The organism is Streptomyces sp. NBC_01268 (genome assembly GCF_036240795.1).
In the GTDB taxonomy this organism is placed as follows: domain Bacteria; phylum Actinomycetota; class Actinomycetes; order Streptomycetales; family Streptomycetaceae; genus Streptomyces.
Map to the genome: position 1 here is coordinate 6,325,378 of NZ_CP108454.1, position 18,441 is coordinate 6,343,818.

The 18,441-nt window shown below is 71.8% G+C and carries 8 protein-coding genes; 5 read left to right on the forward strand and 3 right to left on the reverse strand.

Annotation, left to right across the window (positions count from 1 at the left end; all coding sequences use genetic code 11):
- The first annotated feature begins 14 nt into the window (after positions 1-14).
- From drmA to drmC, 3 genes are read left to right on the forward strand one after another with little or no spacing between them, the layout of a single operon-like run.
- Positions 15-3,875, forward strand: a complete 3,861-nt coding sequence (gene drmA, locus OG309_RS28490) for a DISARM system helicase DrmA (RefSeq protein ID WP_329425040.1) — start codon at positions 15-17, stop codon at positions 3,873-3,875.
- A complete protein-coding gene (locus OG309_RS28495) occupies positions 3,872-5,782 on the forward strand; it encodes a DUF1998 domain-containing protein (RefSeq protein WP_329425042.1) in 1,911 nt (636 codons plus the stop codon). Before drmA ends, OG309_RS28495 begins: the two co-directional genes overlap by 4 nt.
- Positions 5,779-6,540 (forward strand): DISARM system phospholipase D-like protein DrmC, encoded by a 762-nt coding sequence (gene drmC / locus OG309_RS28500; protein WP_329425043.1) that lies wholly within the window; start codon positions 5,779-5,781, stop codon positions 6,538-6,540. Before OG309_RS28495 ends, drmC begins: the two co-directional genes overlap by 4 nt.
- Before the next feature lie 185 nt (positions 6,541-6,725).
- Here drmC and OG309_RS28505 read toward each other — a convergent pair whose 3' ends face one another.
- The 3 genes from OG309_RS28505 to OG309_RS28515 all read right to left on the reverse strand — a co-directional run bounded on the left by OG309_RS28505 (position 6,726) and on the right by OG309_RS28515 (position 16,643).
- A complete protein-coding gene (locus tag OG309_RS28505; RefSeq protein WP_329425045.1) occupies positions 6,726-7,340 on the reverse strand; it encodes a copper resistance CopC family protein in 615 nt (204 codons plus the stop codon).
- Between the two features lie 136 nt (positions 7,341-7,476).
- The gene (locus tag OG309_RS28510; protein ID WP_329425047.1) at positions 7,477-8,154 is read right to left on the reverse strand and encodes a hypothetical protein; all 678 of its coding nucleotides are present in this window, start codon (positions 8,152-8,154) and stop codon (positions 7,477-7,479) included.
- A gap of 275 nt (positions 8,155-8,429) precedes the next feature.
- Positions 8,430-16,643, reverse strand: a complete 8,214-nt coding sequence (locus tag OG309_RS28515) for a hypothetical protein (RefSeq protein ID WP_329425048.1) — start codon at positions 16,641-16,643, stop codon at positions 8,430-8,432.
- A 290-nt stretch (positions 16,644-16,933) separates the two neighbouring features.
- Here OG309_RS28515 and OG309_RS28520 point away from each other — a divergent pair, with 290 nt between their 5' ends.
- Both OG309_RS28520 and OG309_RS28525 read left to right on the forward strand, forming a co-directional pair.
- Positions 16,934-17,827 carry a toll/interleukin-1 receptor domain-containing protein gene (locus OG309_RS28520; RefSeq protein WP_329425050.1) on the forward strand — a complete coding sequence of 298 codons (894 nt, stop codon included), beginning with the start codon at positions 16,934-16,936 and terminating at the stop codon, positions 17,825-17,827.
- 108 nt (positions 17,828-17,935) lie between these two features.
- The gene (locus OG309_RS28525; protein WP_329425052.1) at positions 17,936-18,436 is read left to right on the forward strand and encodes a hypothetical protein; all 501 of its coding nucleotides are present in this window, start codon (positions 17,936-17,938) and stop codon (positions 18,434-18,436) included.
- Positions 18,437-18,441 lie beyond the last annotated feature (5 nt).

Here is an 18,441-nt window from a genome sequence, read left to right on the forward strand (position 1 = left end):
AGGGGACGCCGCGGATGCCGCCGACCAAGAACGCCGACGTGTCGACCGGATCGCTGGAGCAGGACCTCCTCCAGCGGGTCCGCGAGGTGTCGCAGTCGTTCAGTCCCGCCACGTCCTACCAGGTCAGGGAGGAGCTGGGCGAACTCATCAGCCGTGACCTGCTGGGCCCCTGGGGCGGCTCCGACGAGGAATTCGACTATCGGGCCGCCGGGCCCAGGGACCGCTACCTGGTGGGGTTGATCGGCCCCAAGCGGGCGCTGACCACCTCGCCCACGGCCGCCGACACCCAGACCCTGGACGACTCCGACGGCGAAGGGGACGGCACCGACCAGGGGCTTCCCGAACGGCTCACCACGCAGAACGCCGGGCGCATGTGGGCCTCCTCGATGGGCCTCATGTGCGCTGTACCGGCGGACGAGGGTGTGGACGCGATCTCCGTCAGGGCCCGCTGGGGCCGCTACCACCGTTCCCAGGTGATGAACGACGAGGGCGTCGCGCGGTCGACGTGGACGCGGGAGCAGGTCGAGGAGACCCGTGAGGTCCGGCTCGACGGCCCGGCCCGGCAGGTGCTGCCGCTGACCTCCGAGGACCCGGAGACGCCCGGAGTGCGTCTGCTCGCCGAGGTCCGGCACCGTCCCGGGCCCGCCGGCCCCACCCGCGTCGTGGAGCTCGCCCTGGTCAACGCCCAGGAAGAGCCCTTGGCGGCCAAGGACACGGCCTGGCTGTTCCAGACGGAGCTGCACGTCACGGCCATGGACGGGGGCTCCGCCGTCTTCCTGCCGATCTCCGACCCTCTCGACGAGGCGTCGCAGGACGAGGACACCTGGGGGCTCGACGACCCCGAGGAGCAGCACCTCACGCTCCTCTACCGCGACCGCCTGAAGCACGCGGCGGGCCGCAACGTCGCCGTGGACGTCGTACAGGGGGACGGCAGCCGCCGGGCCCGCGCGCTCACCACGACCTGGCTTCCCGCGCACGACGTACCGGCCACGATCGCCCCGTCCGGGGGGCAGACGACGCATCTGAACGGTCTCGAGCTCTCCATGGACGAGCTCGCCCAACTGCCGCCCGCGGCACTGCGGGAGGCTCTCGCCCCGCTCGCGGACGGCTACAGCGCATGGCTCGACGAGCGCGAGTCCGAGGCCGAGCAGTTGTCCGGAGCGCTTCGGGACAGCGCCCTGAACGCCGTGCGACAGGCCCGGGACGCGTCCGTCCGCATCGCGCTCGGCGTGGACCTGCTGTCGCACCACGGCCGTCCGGACGTCCTGGAGGCGTTCCGCTTCGCCAACCGGGCCATGGCACTCCAGCGGCGCCACACGGCCATCGCAGCCCTTCGCGAACGGGAGGGGCTCGGCTTCGAGGCGGCCCGCGAGCGCGTCGCCGAGCAGGGGCCGGAAGCCGCGTCCTGGCGCCCGTTCCAGCTGGCGTTCGTCCTGCTCAACCTGAGGGCGCTCGCCAATCCCACCTCGGCGGAGCGGGAAGCCTCCCCCACGGCCCTGGTCGACCTCCTGTTCTTCCCGACCGGAGGTGGCAAGACCGAGGCATACCTGGGACTCGCCGCCTTCACCTTCGCCATCCGCAGACTCCAGGGCATCATCGGCACCGGTGAGGACGCCCGCAGCGGCGACGCGGGCGTGGCCGTCCTGATGCGGTACACCCTGCGCCTGCTCACGGCCCAGCAGTTCCAGCGCGCCGCCGCGCTGGTCTGCGCCGCCGAGGTGCTGCGCCGCGAGGCGTACGACGGGGGCGACTACCGGTGGGGCGCCACCCCCTTCCGCATCGGGCTGTGGGTCGGCGGAGCGGTCTCACCGAACCGCTACGAGGAAGCCGCCCAGCAGATTGCCGAGGCGAAGCAGGCGGGCAGCGGGCGGGGTGCCAAGGTGCTCCAGACCCTCGCCTGCCCTTGGTGCGGTACGGCACTGAGCGCCCAGGAGGACCTGCATCCCGACGACGACCTGCGCCGGGTCCTCCTCTACTGCGCCAACGGCGAGGGCAAGGGCGCCTGCCCTTTCTCGAAGCGCCGCTCGCCCCGTGAGGGCCTGCCCATCCTCACCGTGGACGAGGAGATCTACCGGCTGGCGCCCAGCCTGCTGATCGCCACCGTGGACAAGCTCGCGCAGCTGCCGTGGCGTGGGGCGGCGGGCATGCTCTTCGGTAGGGTCACCGACCTCTGCCCGCGCCACGGCTACCGGCACGCCGATCTCGACGGCCGCACGAAGTGCGGCGAACGGCACCACGCCAAGGGCAAGCTTGAGGCCGTCAAGAGCACGGAGGTGACCCGGCTGCGCCCGCCGGACCTGATCATCCAGGACGAACTCCACCTGATCTCGGGCGCGCTGGGCACGACGGTCGGGCTCTTCGAGGCGGCGGTCGACGAGCTGTGCACCTGGCGCGCGCCCGCCCCGGACGGCGGCCTTCGGCTCGTCGGGCCCAAGATCGTCGCCTCCACGGCGACCACCAAACGAGCGGCGGAGCAGATCACAGGCGTCTTCGCACGGAAGTCGGCGATCTTCCCGCCCCAGGCCATCGACATCGGTGACACGTTCTTCTCGCAGCAGGTCGAGCTCTCGGAGAAGGCTCCGGGCCGTCGCTATCTCGGCATCTGCGCCCACGGCGTCAGGATGAAGCAGGCCGAGATCAGGGTGGCGGAGATCCTCCTGCTGGCGGGGCAGACCTTGTTCGACAAGCACGGAGCCGTCGCCGACCCGTACATGACGCTTGTCGGCTACTTCAACGCCACCCGTGAACTGGCCGGCATGCGGCGCTTCCTGGACGACGACATCTCCACGCGCGTGCGCGTCCACGGCACCCGCAAGGGTCTCTCGAACCGCCTGCTCCGCCGCACCGAGATGCTCTCCGTCCAGGAGCTCACCTCCCGTATCTCCTCGGGCGACATCACGGAGGTGCTGGCCCGGCTGGAGATCGGTTTCGACGAAGAGATGGACACGACGATCCGCCGCCAGGCGGTCGTCGAGGAACTGAAGGCGGCGGCACAGCACAAGCAGCGTCTGGACATCTCGAAACTGGGCCTCCGCAACGAGGGGGCCGGGGCCGTGGACGCGGTGCTCGCCACCTCCATGCTCCAGGTCGGTGTGGACGTGTCCCGCTTCGGCCTGATGCTGGTGGTGGGCCAGCCCAAGAACACCGCCGAGTACATCCAGGCGTCCTCGCGCGTGGGCCGTGACGCCAAGCGCCCCGGACTCGTCGTCACGCTCTACAACTGGACCCGGCCACGGGACTTGGCACACTTCGAGAACTTCGGCCACTACCACGCCACCTTCTATCGGCAGGTCGAGGCTCTCTCCGTGACCCCGTTCGCGCGCCGCTCCCTGGACCGCACGACCGCGGCCGCCTGGATCGCCGCCGTGCGCAACGCGACCGCCCCCCATTCCCGTAACCAGGACGCGTACGACGTCGACCTGGACGGCGCGATCGCGCAGAGCGTCACCGAGCGCTTCCTGGCCCGGGCGGACGTCGTGGGCGGCCCACGGGCCCGGGGCTACCTGGCCGAACGCATCGAGGTGCTCAAGGACGCCTGGGCACGCAAGAAGCAAGGCAGCGCCCGTCTCGGCTACGAAGAGGCCAAGTGGCAGGGGCAGCAGCTCAGCGGACTGCTCAACCGGGCTACGGGCGCCGGCTGGGACGAACTCACGGTCGCCCAGTCGATGCGTGAGACGGAGAACGAGATCAATCTGCTTCTGCCGGGCAGCGGCCTGTTCGACGTGGTCGGCGGAGCACCGGACTGGAGCTACTCCGGCTCCGGCGGACCGGACGGCACCGGGTACGAGGAATCGCCCGAAGGAGACGAGACCGGCGCGGTCCTGGACACCCGATCCGGAGCCGCCGGGCAGCACGGGAAGAAGGCCCAGGCATGACGGACCAGCCCCAGTACCGCCGACGCGTCGGCTCGGTGCGCCCCAGCCACCTGATGTACACCGGCGGTGTCGGCGCGCTCGTCGACCTGCCCAACTTCGCCGTGCTCGTCCGGGGGATCGACGACTGGAACTACGACTCCTTCGACTGGACGGACCTTAAGGAGCCTCGGCTGCTGCGCGCAGTCAACGGAATTCTCGGAGACCAGAACGGATCGCAGGTCACCCAGCTGCGGCCGGCCCCTTGGACGGACGGGACGGACTCCGACCCCAGCGGCCCCGCCGCCCGAGTGGGAGTGCCCGTTCTCCCGTTCCCCCAGTGGCTCCGCTGCACCGCCTGCAACGCGCTCGGCGGACTGGATTCGAAGATCTTCAAGTTCGAGAACGCCAAGCCGCGCCGTCCCGACCACGCCCGCTTCTTCCACGAGAACTGCACGGCCAAGCGCAAGGGCAAGCGCCCGCTCGCGGTGGCCGCTCGATTCGTCCTGACCTGCTCCGACGGTCACCTGGACGACTTTCCCTACACCTGGTTCGTGCACCGGGGAGGCGAGTGCGACAAAGCGAGTCATCCCCGTCTGGAGATGCTTGACCACGGCGGCAACCAGGCCGCCAACGTCAAGGTGCGGTGTGTGAACTGCGGCAAGGACCGCAACATCCGCGACGCCATGGGGCAGCGCGGCGAGTCCACCCTGCCGCGCTGCCGCGGCCGACACCCCCACCTGGCGACGTTCGCCACCCAGGGATGCCATCAGTCTCCCAAGCCGCTGGTCATCGGTGCCTCCAACCAGTGGTTCGCGCAGACGCTCAGTGTGCTCGCCGTTCCCCCGACGAGCGGCAGCGCCCTCCAGGGCAAGGTCGAGCAACTGTGGGGGGACCTCCAGGCAGCGACCTCTCCCGAGATCCTCAATGCCTTCTGGGGGCTCCAGCAGTTCCGCCATCTGCACCAGTGGAGCCAGTCCGAGGTCTGGGAGGCGATCGAGGCACAGCGCTCGGGGGCCCAGGACGCGCCGGCCGCGCAACCTGCCTCGTACCCCGACCTCCTGACTCCCGAGTGGGAGATCTTCACCAGCCCGCAGGTGCCTGAACCGACCGAGGACTTCGCGCTCCATGACGTCCCCGTCCCTCCGGCCCTGAGCGGAGTGTTCTCCCACGTGGTCCAGGCGGAGCGGCTGCGAGAGGTGCGCGCGCTCATAGGGTTCACCCGGCTCGACGCGCCGGATCCCGAGGATCCGACCCTCGTGGCCCGTGCTCCGCTGTCCCGTGCCCGGGTTCCCTCGTGGGTGCCGGCGAGCGAGGTACGTGGTGAGGGGATCTTTCTGCGTGTCGAGGACTCCCTGGTTGCCGACTGGGAACAGCGTGTCGCGGGATCCGCCGCCCTCGCGGCCCATCGTGACGCCTACGTCGAGTTCCGCCGCAATCGGTACTCGGGCCGGGTGCAGGATGCCGACGATCCCCTGCGCGGTTGGCCCGGGGCCCGCTACATCGCCCTGCACACCTTGTCGCACCTGCTGATCCGTGCGATCTCCCTGGAATGCGGCTACTCCTCGGCGAGCCTGTCCGAACGGATCTACGCCGGCCGTGAGGACGACCGCCGTACCGGCATCCTCATCTACACGGCGGTTCCGGACGCGGAGGGAACACTGGGCGGCCTGGTGTCGCTCGCCGAGCCGGAGAAGTTCGTACGGATCGTCCAGCGCGCGCTCAGGGACGCCCAGCGCTGTTCCTCCGACCCGCTCTGTGCCGACCGGCTGCCGCGCCCCCCGCACGAGGACTTCCTGCACGGCGCGGCCTGCCACGTCTGCCTCTTCGTCTCTGAAACGACATGTGAACGAGGCAACCGGTTCTTGGACCGTCGATTCGTCGTCCCCATCGACGACCCGGAACTCGTTCTTCTCCAGGGCCTCAAGTGAAAACGGCGGCTCTGCACTCGGCAGCTTCGCAAGCGCTGGTCGCGATAGGTGTCGAGGCACTCAGGACGCTGGCCGACGCCATGGCGTCGGGCCGCCCCCGGGCAGAGCTGCTGACGGCCCGTGCCTCGACGGGCTACATGGAGGCAGCGGCCACGGTCCTGGACGCCGCGGCGACCGACGGGGCGTCACCGCTGGAGGCAGCCGCATACCTGCACGGTCTCGCCGACGGATACGAACTCAGAGCGCTGGAACAAGACGTCTCCCTGGTGTGGAGCGGGCCGTCGACCCATCGCGTTCCGGTGAGATCGACAGCCCGGGTGCTGCTTCAGCTCGTCACGGAGGCGAGAGCCGAGCTGACCCTGATGACTTACTCGGCAAGACGCTACGCGCCGCTGGAGGAAGCCCTTCGGGCTGCGATCGCCCGGGGTGTCGTCGTCGATGTCGTAGTCGAGACCCTGCAAGGCGCGGGCAACGCCCTCACGGGAGTGGAGCCCGCGACGGCATTCGCCGACGTGACCGGGATCCGCCTTTGGCACTGGCCTCCAGGCCGCAGAGCCGAGAGAGGGGCCAAGACCCACGCGAAACTGGCGGTGGCCGACCGCCGCACGCTCCTGACGACGAGCGCGAACTTCACCCTCTCGGGAGTCGACCGCAATATAGAGGCAGGCGTGCTTATCACTGGAGGCTCCGCACCGGCGCGAGCGGCGGAGCACGTGCAGGAGCTCCAGCGCCGGGGAGTACTTGAGCGCTACTGGTGAGGTCTAGGGCTGTTCACTGCGACCAGCCCCAGACCTCATGGCAGGCAACGGGTCCACATCGATCTTGAGTCCTGCGACATGTTTGCTGCTGATGCGTTCCCGATGACGTACCACGTGGAGTGCGTGGCGATTCTGGAGCCGGTGAAGAAGGACGCCCGACCTGGGGTTGGTGGGTGCCCTTGCGGTCATCGGCCGCTGTCGTCCGCGTTCCTCCTCTGGCGGCGCACCGTGACGGTCATCGCCGCGATCAGCCCGACCAGTCCGATGCCGAAGCCGATCCCGACGGCCTTGAGGCTGGTGACCGCGCGCTCCCCGGAGGCCACCGCCGAACGGGAGAGGGATGACGTGGGGGACGGGGAGGGGGCGGTTGTGCGAGGGGTGGAAGCAAGCGGCTTCCGGGGGGTGGCCGGGCGGATCGTGAACGTCGACGTCCCCGTCACGGTGTGGCCGTCGGCCGATACGGCCCGGTAGCCCACCGTGTAGCGGCCCGCGGCCTGCGTCGGCTTGAGCTTCAGCGTGACCTCGCGGCCCGCCACGGCCGGAGCCCCGTCGCCCAGGGCGGTGCCGTCCGGGCCGGTGACGGAGAGGTGGGCTTGCTTCCGCTCCATCGGGTCGCTGAACGTGAGCGTGATCGTGGCGGGGGCGGCGACGAGGAGCGCACCGTTCGCCGGGTCGGAACCGTCCAGGTCCGTGTGGGCGGCGGCCGGCGGAGCGGCGACCGTCAGCAGAGCGGCGACGGCCGTGGGGAGGAGAAGGGAGCGCACTGCCGTACGGGCGGCGCGCGGATTCTTGATGCGCATGGTGTGGGATCTCTCTGCTGGTTCCCGGTTGTGAGGTGACCGTCCGCACGGTGTCACGGCGCCCGCCTGCGGCAGTCGCGTCGTACGTCGTACCTCGCACGACGTACGCGTACGTCGTGCATCGTGCGTTGGCGGGTCAGACCGCCAAGCGGAAGCCGGTCACGGCCGGTGGCCGGAACGGGTTCGGGGGGAGCGGGGCGCCGGAGGGCGGGGCGCGACCGGGGCGCGGGTGCGCGAGGGACGCAGGTCGCAGCGGGGCCGCGTCGCCAGTCGGGTGGCGTACGGGATGGTGCACCGCCGGGGCGGCGCCCAGCAGGGGTGGCAGGGCGCGCACGATCCGTCGGGCGGACTCGGCGACCGGCCGCGCCCGCAGGAGCAGCGACTCCGTCGTGCCCAGCAGGCGTGCGGCGAGCAGGAGTGTGACGGCGTGGCCGACCAGCAGTAGGGAGGGGCCCGGACCCGCGGGTGCGTGTTCGGCCAGGCCCGTCAGGTGTGCGGCGCCTCCCCGCGCGGCGGTCAGTGCCGGGCACGCCTCCGGGAGCACGTAGCAGAGGTGGTACGCGACCTGCGCGCCGACGAACGCCGTGAGCAGCTGGGCGTCGGCGAGACGCCGTCGGGTGAGGGCGAGGTTCAGGGACAGCGCGAGCGCGGTCACCAGGGTCAGGACCAGCGGGCGTGCGGTGTGTCCTTGCAGCAGGGCGTGCCCGCCGGCCGGCAGTAGTACGCACAGCGCCGCCAGCAGTCCCGCCCGCGCCGCGCGCAGCCCGCCCGCCCACGGCTGGACGCCGTGCGGGATGCGGAGAGCGGCGACCATGGCGGGCCTTCGGAGGGGGTGTGCGGGGAGGGGGGTAGGGGGCAGGGGCGGGATGGTTCCCGGGGCGCTATGCGCGGCCGGAACGCAGCGTACCGGCCCGTCTCCGGGCCGGTCGCACCGGCCGCCGGACGCCCCGGGGTGAGGGCCGAGGGCGCGCTGTCCCTGCTTCGGCCGACTCGGTCGTGCCCGGCGTGCGGGAGGCGCGGCGGTGGGTCCGCTGCGCTTGCGCGGGGCGGGCCGGTGAGCCCGCCCCGCCGGCCCTTCTCGGCCTTTCCTCAGGCCTCCATGGCTCCCAGGATCGCGTCCACCGCCGCCACCGCCGCGGCGGACGCCGGTCCCGCGCTCTCCAGCGTGTCCCTCAGGCGTCGGGCGAAGCGCGCGGCGCGGGCGGGGTCCGCCGGGAGGGTCTGGAGGGCGCGGGTGAAGGTGTGGTGGTCGGTGTCGACGTCCTCGGTCTGGGCGGCGGTGAGATGGGCTCGGAGACGGTCGAGTTCGTCGGAGAAGCGGCTGAGGAGGGAGCGGAGGGCCGCGGCGTCCCCGGCGGGGGAGTGGTCGGGCGGGCCGGTCACCGGGCGTAGCTCGGGGACGGCGGCGCTCAGGGCGGCCCGGAGCTCCATCGGGCTCTGGAAGCGGTTGGCGGGGCGCAGGAAGACGCCCCGCATCACGGTGGTGCTCAGGGGGCCGTCGTCGGGGAGCAGGGCGGGTCCGCCTTCGAGCGACTCCTCGTCGCCGTAGGGCAGCGCCCCCGTCGGGTGCAGCAGGCGGTAGAGGATCGCCGAGAGGGCGAAGGCGTCGTCGGCCTCGGTCAGGCCCGGCGGCATGCCCTTCAGGACCTGCGGGGAGCGGTAGTCGGAGGGCCCGGGAGGCAGCAGGGGCTCGTCGCCGTCGAGGTCCCGGCCGGATCCCCAGCCCAGGACGAAGAGTTCGCTCTCGTCGACGCCGTGCAGGACGAGGTTCTCGGGCCGGATGTCCCCGTGCGTGAGCCCCCTCGCGTCCCGCATCCGGTAGAGGGTGTCGCACGCGTCGACGATCCACCGGGTGGCTTCGGCGGGGCCGATGTCGAGCGTGCCGGCGAGCTTCGCGTCCAGCTTGTCCTGGAGGCTGACGCCGTTCACGGCGCGGAACAGCAGCCACTCCCCGGAGCGGGGGAAGATCTCGGGCACGCCTTCGACGTGCTGGACGGAGTCCGAGAAGATCCGGTGGAGGCGGTCCAGCCGTGGACCGTGACCCGGGTGGTGCTGGGCCACCAGCTGCCCGCTGCGGTCCGGGTGGGCGAGCAGGAGCCTCTTCGGGCGGCCCGGTTCGTCGAGGCGTCGCTCGACGACGTACCCGCCGTCCCTCAGCAGCTGCTCGTCGGCCTCCCAGCCGAGGCTGCGGCGTTCCGCGTTCCGCGGCCTGCGCAACTCCAGCCAGGCGCGCACGATCTGGTTGACCCACGCCCACTGGCCCTGGCGCTTCACGAGGATCCCGAAGTCGTGGAGCCCGTCCAGGTCCCTGCCCTTCGCGGTGGCCAGCGAGGCGCGCACGGCCGTCACGTCCGCGTCGTCCTCGATGAGGCCCGCGATCTCGTACAGCAGCGACAGGGCGTGCTCCCGGCCCCCCTCGCCGTACGGGTCGAGGAGTCCGATGACGGCGTCGTCGTCCTTGACGACCGAGGTGAACGCCTCGTCGACCAGTTCCGCGCTGACGTGGGTCCGTTGCCGTTCGTGCAGCAGGTCCAGGACCCGGCTGCCGAGCATGTGGATGTGCTGGGGGTGGCCTTGGGTGAGCTCCCACACCCGCTCGGCGGCCTCGTCCATCACCTGCACGGGCTCCAGGAACCCCAGGTGGAACGCCTGTCGCGTGGCGTCGTTGTCGAGCGGGCCGATGATGTACGGGGTGGTGAAGTCCTGCTGGAAGCGGGTGCCTTCGAGCAGGTCGCGGATTCCCTGGGTGGTCGCCGCGCCGCAGAACAGCAGGGCCAGCCCCTCGTTCTTGAGCCCGCGCAGCTGGCTCAGTACGGGATCCAGGTCGCCGGCGTCCTTCAGCCGCCGCAGCAGGTGCTGGAACTCGTCGATGATCAGCAGCAGTCCGACCGTCTCCGTGGGCCACAGCTGTCGGCGCGTGTGGCGCCACCAGCTGAGGAAGTCCAGCGGGCTGCTGCCCTCGGGCATGCCGATCGCGGGCGCCCGGTCGTCGAAGGCCCGGGCCACCGCGAGACCGACCGCCTTGGCGATGTCGGTCATGAGGGGGCAGTCGGAGTGCTCGGTCATCTCGGCGTTGAGGTAGACCGGGAAGACCCGGGGGATCCGCCACTTGTCCGGGGGCCGCAACTCCTGGGTGCCGGCGGAGCGGACCTCGCTGAGCTGGTACGCGATGGAGGTCTTCCCGGCCTGCCGGGAGCCCGTGATGAACAGGGCGCCGCCGTGGCTGCGCGAGGCCTTCTCGTAGTGCCGGGACAGGTCCTCGAGTTCCTTGGTGCGGCCGACGAACATCGCCGGGTCCACCCGGTCGCTGGGCTTGAAGTGCGCCATCAGCCTCCTGCCCGAGGGGGAGTGGCTCACGGCCCGGCTCGCGGTCTTGGACGGCTGCGGTCCCTGGGCCATCACCCCGGACGCGGTGACCGTCACCTCTTCGTGTTCGCCGGGGAGGACGAAGAGCAGGGTCGCCTTGGAGTCGGCCTCCAGCCGGTTGAGGCGGACGGTGGCGTCGGGGCCGGCGCCTTCGACGATCACCGTGATCTGCGACATCGACCGGAGCGCGGTGATCTCGACCTTGGCCTCCACGGGGCCGGTGCCGATCCGGGTGACCCGGAGCAGCTTCAGTTCGAGGAGGCGTCCGTCCCGCTCGCTCTTCTTCCTCAGGTGGGTGCGGGCCACCTCCTCCCACGCGGCGTTCAGGGCGTCGGAGAGCCGGGTGGCCGCTTCCCTCAGCTTCGCCGAGATGAGGTTCCTCGCCAGCAGCGCCTGCAGCCTCATGTCCGACTCGACACGCAGGGTCGCGGCGGCCGAGTCGCGCAGCGCGCTGCCGGCCAGGAGGGACACTGCGTCCTCCACCTCCAGGCGGACCGCGATGCCGGTCCACAGGGTCCCCAGTCGCTCCAGGGATTCGGCGTCCCGGGGTCCGGCCTCCGCCTTCAGCGCCGCGGCGGCCGCCGCCAGCCCCGCGGAGAGCGGCGGGTGCGTCCCGGCGGCCGCCCGGGAGACCAACTCCTCCGTCTCCGGCGGCAGGGACGAAGGCTCCTCCTCCGACGACAGGGTGTCGGCGTAGACCATCGCCTCCTCGCCCACCTCGACGCCGAGCCTGAGCAGGTTGACGACGGCGTGCCGGTAGCCCTCGGCGAACCGCAGCCCGTCGGAGAACGCCCTCAGCTCACCGAGGACCCGCAGCTGCTCCGCCTGCCCGGGAGCCTCCTCCGCCAGCGCGCGCCACTCCGCGTAGGCGTCGCGCACGAGCCCGTGCCGTCCGAGCACCTCCGCGCAGTACTGGCGCTCCTCGCGGGCCGTCGAGCCCTGGTCGGAGGCCCGGAGCATCAGATGGGCACCGACGAAGCGCAACAGGCGCTCCTGGTCCTCTTCCAGGGACTGGACCACGCGCTCCAGCAGCGCCCGGCCGAGCGGGAGGAGGTTCGTCTTGTGCAGGCTCTCGGGCGTGTCCTGCTGGATCGCCCAGGTGACCAGCTGGTCCGGGCCGGCCTCGGGCCGGCGCAGTTCCCGGAGCGCTTGCCGCATCGGCCTCTGGTCCTGCTTGCGGTTGCGATGGGCGAGTCCGACGGCGAGGGCCAGGGGCAGGTCCGAGGTGCCGGGCGGGCGGAGCCGCGCGAAGTTGAGCAGGAGGCCCGCCGCCGTGGAGGGGCGGCGCGGCGTCGCGAGGTGCGCCATGAGGCCGGCCTGGGCGAGTGCCTCGTCCACCGATCCGTCGCGGACCGTCCGGAAGAGCGCGAGCAGTTTGTGCGCGTGCCCGTACGCCCCGCGGTGCGCGGCGATCTGCACCTGCAGCCGGACACCGTCCGGGAGGTGTCCGACGACTCCGGCCACCACCTCCGCCTCCTCGTGCAGACGGCTCTGGAGCAGGCACACCACGGTGGCCCTCACGAGCGCGATGCTCCTGGGGGCCCGTTCCGTGAGCAGCTCGCGGAACAGGTTCGCCGCACGCTCCCAGTCCCGGGCCGCGGCGGCCTGGAACGCGGGTTCCGCCTCCGCCCTGAGCTCGGCGGGGACCTCCCGGGCCAGGACCCGCCAGTCGATCTCGGGCTGGAACCAGGTCAGCGCCTTGCTCTGCAGTGCTTTGACGTCGCTCGCGTACTCGTGCACCAGGAGCTGGACCGCCTCGGGCTCCGACACCCGCGGGTCCTTGACCTTCCGCAGGATCTCCCGTTTGTCGGGCGTCAGGGGCTGCTGCCGGTCGACGACGCTCTCGCGCATGACCGCCGCCTCCACGGACACCGGATTGCGCCGGAGCGCGAGGTCGGCGTACTTGAGCAGGGCCCGCCGGTCCCCCTGTCGCTGAGCCAGTTTGGCCAGGTTGAGGTTCAGTTCGTAGCCGGCGTCCGGCCTGTGGTGGCGTTCGAGCAGCTCGCGCAGCTGCCGTTCGCGGTCGAGGTCGCGGGAGATCCGTACCACCGGCGCGAGCAGCGCGGCCTCCGCGCCCGTGGCGTCGATCCACTTCACGAGCAGGTCCCAGGCCTCCTGGCGCTGGCCGCCGGCCTCCATGACGGCCGCCAGCTCGGCGGCCGCCTTCGACGTGGGGCGGGGCAGGGCGGAGAACAGGTTCTGCATCGTGGCCACATGGTTGCTGACGTCCGTCTGCGGTCCGGCCTGCATCGCCTTCCGCACCGCGGTGCCGGCGATGTAGAACCTGTGGTTGGCCGGCGCGCTGAGGAACTCGGCGATCCGCCGGGCCGCCAGGCCCGCGGGGGTGTCGCCGGCGATGTGGGTCATGGCCACGGGAAGGCCGGTCGGCGCGGCGGGCGGGTTTCCGTTCCTGGTCAACGCGGGCTTGAGGCCCGCGGGGGTGGGTACGGGCCGCCCCAGGGAGGAGAACAGTGCGGTGACCGCGTGCAGTTGGCCCTCGGTGTACTGCCGGGTGGAGATCCGGGCGTGGTACAGGAAGCAGGCGGCGGCCTCGTCCAGGTGACCGGCTCCCGCGTAGACGCAGCCGAGGTTCCAGGCGGCGGCGGCGCCCAGCCAGTACACGGTGGACAGGCCGTGGTGGAGCGCGACCGCCTCGTCGAAGCGGCCCGCGCGCGCCAGGGTGCCGAGCGCGTTCCCCAGGGCCAGGGACTGTCCGTCGTGCACGGCACGCACCCAGGCGTCCGCCACGACGGAGGGGGCGGTGTCCCGGGGCAGCCGCTGGGCTTCGAGGATGGAAGGGGTGCCGGCCTGTGGTCCGCTGATCGCCTGCAGGTGGACCAGGGGGACGAACGACAGGTCCGGGGCCTGCTTCGGACCGGTGACGCCGGAGGGGGGCGAGGGCGGATCGAAGTCCTCGACCGGGAGGCCGCCTCTGCGGACCGCCTCGTCCCGGAGGAAGATCACCCGCGGGAGGCGGTCGGGCGGCGTCCACGCCACCGCGTCCTGCAGCACCCGCACCGCGGCCCGATGGTCGCCGTTGTTCATCAGCCAGAGCGCCAGGTCGCGGTTGAGGAACGAGTCGCGGTACTGGTTGACCAGACTGATCAGACGCTCGAGGGTCGGGCCGCCCGGCACCGCGACCCGCTGGGTCCGGAGCTGCGAGGTCAGCATGCCCACGACGGCCGGTTCGCGCCGCGAGGTCCACTCGGGCGATTCGAGCATGGCGGGCAGGCCCAGGGAGTACAGCTGGCCGGAGATGTGCTGCCGCCACTGCTCGGGGTCGTCGCTGCCGAGGAAGGGCTGTGCCCCGCTCGTGGCCGGGGCCTCCGGGACCCGTGACGGGCCCGGTACCGGTACCGGCCCGGGGCCCTGGACCCGGCTCTGTGCGGCGGAGGCCCTGAGCACCCCGTTGAGGAGCGGGGCGGTCCAGCTGACCGCGGCGCCCATCCCCTGTGCCCGGTCGAGCCGTTGCCGTGCCAGCACGAGGTCGCCGGCGTCCAGGGCGTTGCGGGCGAGCTCCAGGTGGTGGCGCCAGGTCGCGGCACCGGCCGTCTCGATGAGGTCGACGGCCCTGCGGGCCGCCGCGAGGTCGCGCTGCTCCCGGTGGATCCGCAGCAGCAGGAAGGCTCCGGGTGACCGCGGATTCGTCGTCAGGAGCCGGTCCAGGCTCGCTCTCGCCTCCTCCACCCGGCCCGCCGCGTGCAGGCGCTTGGCCTCCTCCTCCGGCTGCGCGGGGAACTGCCCCGGTACGAAGGAGAGCGGCGCCGGGGGCGCCGGCCGGGCTCCGTGGAGGAAGAGGAACTGTTCCATCCCCCGCCGCTGCGACGGTTCCATCCGCCCGGAGAGGATCTCCTGGAAGACGACCAGGGAGTCGAGGGCGGACCGGGCGTGGCCGGTCTGGGCGTAGGCGACCGCCACGTTCCAGGCCGCGGCCGCGTTCAGGTACTGGCGCGGTCCGAACCGTCCGTACAGGCGCAGTCCCTCCGCCGGCGTCCCGGCCTCGACCGTCCAGCCGATGGCGAAGCCGAGCGACGACGTGTTGCCCACTCCCAGGGAGCGCGCGTACAGCTGCGCCTCCTCCGCCGGCGAGCGGGGTGCGGTCTCCGCCGGTACGGCCTCGGCCGGGTCGGCGACCTGCTGGAACGGGCGGACCCGCGGCAGCAGCAGATGGGCGCCCGTGACCGGTTCGCCGACGGTCAGGTCCTCCGGCGGGAGCGGGGGGTGTCCCAGGGCGAAGACCTGGTCGGCGCGTGCGGACTCGCCGAGCGCCCGCAGGGCGTCGAGCTGCAGCTGCCAGAGCAGCGGACGCAGCACCGGGCGGGACCGTTCGAGTGCCGGTTCGGTCAGGGCGAGGGCCAGGTCCGGCGCGACGAGCATCAGGTCGCGGGCCATGCTGACCACGTCGTCGAGGACGCCGGTCCGGCCGAGCGTCCGGACGTCCTGCTCCAGTCGGCGCCGGTCGGGGGCCTGGTGGTCCGGTGCCCTCACCGCCGCCAGGATGCGCTCCAGGAGCCCTTCGTCGAGGGCGGTCCCCGTCACGCCGGGCGGTGGCACGACGGCCACGAGGTCCCCGCCGGTCCGGACCGGTACGGCGACGCGTACGGGCGGTTCCTCGGACGTCGCGTCGTCCGCGGACCGGGATGCGGGGGGCAGGGCCGCTTCGGCCTCCGTCACGTAGCTCTCGGCGGCTGCCACGTCGTCCCGTTCCAGGTGCAGCTCGACGGTGCTGAGGTGGAGCCGTACCGCCTCCTTCGTGTGCTCGTCCGCGATGCCGGTCAAGGCCTCCCGCACGGCGGCGGCCCGGGTCTCGACCGCCGTACGGCTCGCGTACTCCTCCAGCATGTCGAGGCCGTCGCGGGCCTCGGGCAGGTCCCCGCGGTCCAGCGACTGCATGATGAGACTGCGCAGGTCCTCGCCCTGGCCGTCGGGGTCCCGGGCCAGGGCCCTGAACAGCTCCTGCGCCCGGGTGCGGATCCGGTCGATCGGCTCCAGTCCGAGCCGGGTCGACTCGGCCGGCACGCCGGCACCGCGCGCGCAGAGGGCGAGCATGTGCCGGTGCTCGGGCGCCGCGAGGGACAGCGCCTCGGCGGCCACCTCGGTGACCCAGCTCCCGTCCTCACCGGTACGCGGCGCGTCCAGGTCGGGCGAGGCGAACAGCAGAGCCTCCACGACGGGTACGAGGCCGGGGTCCAGGGCGTCGAGCGGCGGGGCGGGCAGCTCCGGTCCGTCCCAGGCGTGTTCGGCCGCCACTTCCAGCAGGCCCCGCACCAGCTCGCGGACCTCCGTCGTGTTCTTCACGAGCACAGGCCAGCGCTTGCCGTTGGTGGGGACGGGCGCGAGGTTGCCGTGGCGCTCCGCGTTGGCGCGTGCCAGGAGGGTTTCCACCGGGTGCGCGAGCAGGCCGTGGTCGTCGGTCACGCCCCGGCTCAGGTCGTGCAGCACGGCTTCCACCGGCTTCACGAACAGCGACCGGGTGAAGGTCTGGTCGACGGCCGCGAGCCGGTTCGCCTCCGCGCGGAGGTGTTCGGCCCGGTCGCGCAGGACGAGGCTGCCGGTGACGCGGCGCATGACGGCGCCGCGCGTGTCCAGTGCCTCCTGGAGGCTCTGGCGCAGGGGCTCGGGCAGCGCGCGCCCCGCGTAGAAGTAGCGCAGGGTCGTCCGCCCGGACCAGGAGATCGCCGCCCAGTCCAGCAGTTCGGCGAGGGCGTGCTCGCCCACCGCCGTGGCGCTCTGGCACAGGCGGGGCAGCAGCAGGGCGTGCGGGTCGGGGCCCGCCACCCGGGCGGTGGCGGGAGCGGGAGCCGAGGAGAGCAGCGTGACCCGCCGGTGCAGGAGCACCGCGAACGGTGCCACGCTCCTGAGGACCGCGGGCGAGTAGACCCCCTCCGCATTGCGTCCCCGGCCGGACAGGAAGAGTTCGACGTCCCTGGCTACCACGGACGTCTCGTTCGGAACCATCACTGCGTCGTGACCCCCGTGGTGCGTGTGCCTGTCGAGCGACGGAGGGGAGAAATGCTACCCGCGCCGGTCGAGGAACGGCCCCGAACGGCACGGCAACTCTGCTTCCCAACAGGCAAGTTGCATAGTTTCGGCCAAGCGGTGGCCGAACTCTTGCGGGAGAAGGCGGGCGTCCGTGACGCCAGTGGACTTGCGCCGACTCGAAGTCGACAATGAGCCAGGTCGTGGCCGTTCGACGGCCGCCTGAGCCTCGCCCCAAGGACACACACATGAGGATCTTCATCAGTTGGTCGGGAGACGCGGCACGTCAGTGTGCCGAAGCGCTCAACAAGTGGCTCCGCCTCATCAACTCGGAGATCAAGCCCTTCGTCTCGTCGCGCGACATCTCCAAGGGTGACCGGCCGATGGACAAGATCGCAGCCACTCTCCAGGACTCCCATTTCGGCATCGTGTGCCTCACCCGCGACAACCAGATGGAGCGCTGGATCAACTTCGAAGCGGGTGCCCTGTCCAAGGACCTGACCAAGGCCTCGCTCATCCCCTTCCTGATCGACATGCCGATCAAGGAACTCTCGGGTCCCCTCAAGCACTTCCAGGCGACCGACGCCTCCAGCAAGGAGGACGTGCTGTTCATGGTCGAGTCGATCAACGACAAGTGCGTCAACAAGCTGGACAAGGAGCAGTTGAAGATCGCGTTCGACGCCTTCTGGGGAGGGATGGAGAACGACCTGCGCGTCATCAGGGAGACGGAACCGCCCGCGGAGACGCCCAAGCGGGAGACGTCCGACATCCTCGACGAGCTGGTGGGACTCGTACGCGACCAGAGCGAGCGCATCAGCGCCCTGGAGAAGAAGCTCATAGGTGCCGGGACGGCGCCGGCGCTGCTTCCCAAGGCGACGCCCGACGTCGGGGCCGTGTCGCACACGGCCGCCAAGGCGGCCGTGCGGACGACGATGACGTCCCTGGAGGTGTCCGGGATCGTCGGCAGCGACCACGTGCTGGAGTCCCACGTCGACAGCGACGGAGTCGTCGTGCTCTGCGACGGCGAGGGGTTCCGGCGGGCCAGCGAACAGTACGAGAAGCTGCAGCGGCTCGCGGTGCGCAACCAGGTCCCCATCTCGATCCTGCACGAGTCGGAGTCCGTGGTCTTCCCGCCCCGATAGCCGACGACGCCCACCCGCCCGGGCCCACCCCACCCCACCCCGAGGAGAGTTCACCTGTCCACGCTGATAGCCACGCTCATCACGGCCTTCGCCACCGTTCTCGTCGCGGTGCTCGCCTACGTCCTGAACCAGCGCGGCGAGGTCCGGCGCGCCAGGCGGCAGGCGCGCCTCGACCGGCTCAACGCCCAGCTGAAGGAGTTGTACGGTCCGCTCCTGGTCCTCGTCGAGTCGAACGAGCGGACGTGGGACGCCTTCCGGGAGCGGCACCAGCCGTCGCGCGAGGAGAGGCAGCGGGCGGGGGGTCTGACCGAGGAGCAGGACCGGCTCTGGCGCCGCTGGGTGCTCACCGTCTTCGTGCCCACGGCCCGCCGGATGCGGGAGATCATCGTGACCCACGGCGACCTGTTCGTCGAGGACGAGATCCCGCCCGTGGTCATGGACTTCTGCGCCCACGTCGCGTCGTACGAGGTCACGCTGGTCGCATGGGAGGCCGGCGAGGACGAGGACGTCCTGGTCCGGCATCCCGGGGACGGCCTCGCCGACTACGTCCGCGGCGCCTACCAGGACCTCAAGGCGACCCAGTCGGAGGTCCTGAGCGCCCAGACCTGACCCCG

What these genes read in the sequence shown, in the direction of transcription:
- drmA (WP_329425040.1), top strand. Translation starts at nt 15, where the DNA reads ATGCCGCCGACCAAGAACGCCGACGTGTCGACCGGATCGCTGGAGCAG.
- OG309_RS28495 (WP_329425042.1), top strand. Translation starts at nt 3,872, where the DNA reads ATGACGGACCAGCCCCAGTACCGCCGACGCGTCGGCTCGGTGCGCCCC.
- OG309_RS28505 (WP_329425045.1), bottom strand. Translation starts at nt 7,340, where the DNA reads ATGCGCATCAAGAATCCGCGCGCCGCCCGTACGGCAGTGCGCTCCCTT.
- OG309_RS28510 (WP_329425047.1), bottom strand. Translation starts at nt 8,154, where the DNA reads ATGGTCGCCGCTCTCCGCATCCCGCACGGCGTCCAGCCGTGGGCGGGC.
- OG309_RS28520 (WP_329425050.1), top strand. Translation starts at nt 16,934, where the DNA reads ATGAGGATCTTCATCAGTTGGTCGGGAGACGCGGCACGTCAGTGTGCC.